The sequence below is a fragment of the Pseudooceanicola marinus genome (genome assembly GCF_002786295.1).
GTDB lineage: Bacteria > Pseudomonadota > Alphaproteobacteria > Rhodobacterales > Rhodobacteraceae > Pseudooceanicola > Pseudooceanicola marinus.
This window is the reverse complement of record NZ_PGTC01000026.1, coordinates 16,605-18,669: the sequence shown is the minus strand read 5'-3', so window position 1 is coordinate 18,669 and position 2,065 is coordinate 16,605. Positions and strand designations below refer to the sequence as shown.

Sequence of the window (2,065 nt, the reverse complement as noted above, 5' to 3'; positions counted from 1 at the left end):
GGTGATGCGGGGTGAGCCGGGCCAGGCGCTCGGGCGAGATCGGGGTGCCGCGGGCGGCCTTGCGCGCGGCCCAGTCGGACCGCAGGCGCGCGCTTTCGTCAGGGGTCAGCATCGTTGCCTCCATCTGTGGTGATGGAGGTGAAGATAAGCTAATAGCGAAATTTCTTGCAAGTGAAAAAATTAGCAAATAGCAAATGTACGTGACGCGACGAGTTGACGCCGAGGAGCGTCGGAGGATTCTGCGCAGGCTAAGTTTGGAGGATTGGCGTCATGGAATATCAACGGTTTGCGCTGCTGTCTGTCGAAGAGCGCAAGGCTGTCCTAACCTTAGTTAGGAGTCTTTTCGGCTTGCGAGCAGAGCGTTCACGAAGTCCAGGACGCGAGCGCGATCCGCTTCTGAAAGGGCTTCAAGTTTCTCAGAAAATTCCGCAAAATCGGAAGAAGCCGGTCCCGAAATGAGCTTCTGAGGCTCAACGTCGAGCGCTTCGGCGACGCGCATGATTAAGTGATTGTTAAGGTTTTTCTTCCCGCGCTCGATGTCGGACAGATGGGGAGTCGAGATCCCAACCATGCCTGCGAGCGCAGCCAAGGTCAGACCTCTCTCTTTCCGAAGCTCTCTGATGCGGATTTTTAGCGTCATGCTAAACAGATACCCGCAGCTCAACCATGTGGCTATTTGCTAATGGCGAAATTTCTGTTGTCAAATAATTCGCCATTAGCTAAATCTCGATCCATGAACAAGCTTCAAGCCTATCTCCAAGGGCAGCCCAAGAAGCTCTTTGCTGAGCAAATTGGTGTTAGCCCGGCTTACTTGAGCCAGCTTCTCTCAGGCGCTCGCCGCCCGAGCTATGATGTGATGCTTCGCATAGAGGCGGCCACAGATGAGGCGGTCGATATACGATCTTGGGCGGATGCTTCCAAGCAGCTTCGGACACCCTCGCGGGCAGCAGGTTGATGATGGATCTCAAGCCCTCCCATGCCCCTTTCCATGCTCCGGTTATGCCGGGGGCTTTGTCGACCTTCCAGAAAACGGGGTTTCGCGATGAGCGGTGAGATCGCGGTCTACCAGGGGCCTGCGGTGCGGGCGCTGTTCAAGCAGCTGGTGCGGGACTTCGGCGGCGTGGATGCCGCGGCGGCCCTGCTGGGCTGTGCCAAGGGCACGATCTCGCGCGAGGTGAACGGCGGGCTGCCGGTGTCGATCGCGCATTTCTGCGGGCTTGAGGATGCGCTGGAGCGCTTCCCGATCACTTCGATGCTGGCCGACCGCCGGGCGGCCCGCCATGTCCGGCAGGAGGTCAATGATCTGGTCCTGCGGGTCGTGGCGGAGAATGGCGACGTGTCCAATGCCGCCGTTGGCCTGCTCTGCGCCGGCGATGCCGAGGGCGTCATGAAGGAGCTGCGCGAGTCCATCGCGGCTTCGCAGCAGCTGCTGGCCCGCCTCGAAGATGAGGCTGCCGCATGAGCCGCGCCCTCACATCCCCCTCCCGCCGACGGGCGGGCGGTCGTCGCGGGGAGGGCGCCTTCGTTGGCGGCGCGCTCCTCGCGCCGGTCATCCATCAGATCCCCTCACGGACCCCGGCACAGGCGCCGGGCCGTGCGGAGCGCCGGCTGTCGGGCAGGGCAGGGCGCTCCCAGGCGCGGAGGGGTCATGTCCTCCAGGCCCTCCGCGCCGCCCGTTTTCCCGGACCTTGTCTGGCCGCCCCGCGGGACCGCGCGGCCGTCCGGGGCGTCGCGGTCCCGATCTGTCCGTCCCCGACTTGGGGCGCGTCCCACCCGACGCGCCCCGCCTTTTCCGTCGGGAGACAGGCATGAGTTTTGCGACCTCCACCGCTGTCATGCAGCGCCGCGTCGAGGCGCCGGACAGTCTGGATGACTTCCCCACACCGCCCTGGGCCACGCGGGCCCTCTGCGAGGTGCTGGCGGGCGAGGGCTATGACCTGGCGCAGATGTCGGCCTGGGAGCCCTGCTGCAACCGGGGCCACATGGCGCGGCCCCTGGCCGAGGCCTTCGGCTCGGTCTTCGCCTCCGATGTCATGGACTACGGCTGGCCGGGGCAGCAGGCCGT

At 63.8% G+C, this 2,065-nt stretch carries 4 protein-coding genes; 3 read left to right on the top strand and 1 reads right to left on the bottom strand.

Annotation, left to right across the window (positions count from 1 at the left end; genetic code table 11):
• Window positions 1–331: 331 nt before the first annotated feature.
• A complete protein-coding gene (locus CVM50_RS19140) occupies window positions 332–640 on the bottom strand; it encodes a helix-turn-helix domain-containing protein (RefSeq protein WP_143515661.1) in 309 nt (102 codons plus the stop codon).
• Window positions 641–682: 42 nt separating this feature from the next.
• Here CVM50_RS19140 and CVM50_RS22290 point away from each other — a divergent pair, with 42 nt between their 5' ends.
• The 3 genes from CVM50_RS22290 to CVM50_RS21795 form a co-directional block, all read left to right on the top strand.
• A complete protein-coding gene (locus CVM50_RS22290) occupies window positions 683–955 on the top strand; it encodes a helix-turn-helix domain-containing protein (RefSeq protein WP_085890079.1) in 273 nt (90 codons plus the stop codon).
• A gap of 87 nt (window positions 956–1,042) precedes the next feature.
• The gene (locus tag CVM50_RS19130; RefSeq protein WP_085890078.1) at window positions 1,043–1,462 is read left to right on the top strand and encodes a hypothetical protein; all 420 of its coding nucleotides are present in this window, start codon (window positions 1,043–1,045) and stop codon (window positions 1,460–1,462) included.
• Between the two features lie 346 nt (window positions 1,463–1,808).
• The coding region (locus tag CVM50_RS21795) for a hypothetical protein (RefSeq protein ID WP_198431940.1) at window positions 1,809–2,065 on the top strand (257 nt) is incomplete at its 3' end.

Coding starts and splice junctions, on each gene's coding strand:
- CVM50_RS19140 (WP_143515661.1), bottom strand. CDS start 640: ATGACGCTAAAAATCCGCATCAGAGAGCTTCGGAAAGAGAGAGGTCTG.
- CVM50_RS22290 (WP_085890079.1), top strand. CDS start 683: ATGGCGAAATTTCTGTTGTCAAATAATTCGCCATTAGCTAAATCTCGA.
- CVM50_RS19130 (WP_085890078.1), top strand. CDS start 1,043: ATGAGCGGTGAGATCGCGGTCTACCAGGGGCCTGCGGTGCGGGCGCTG.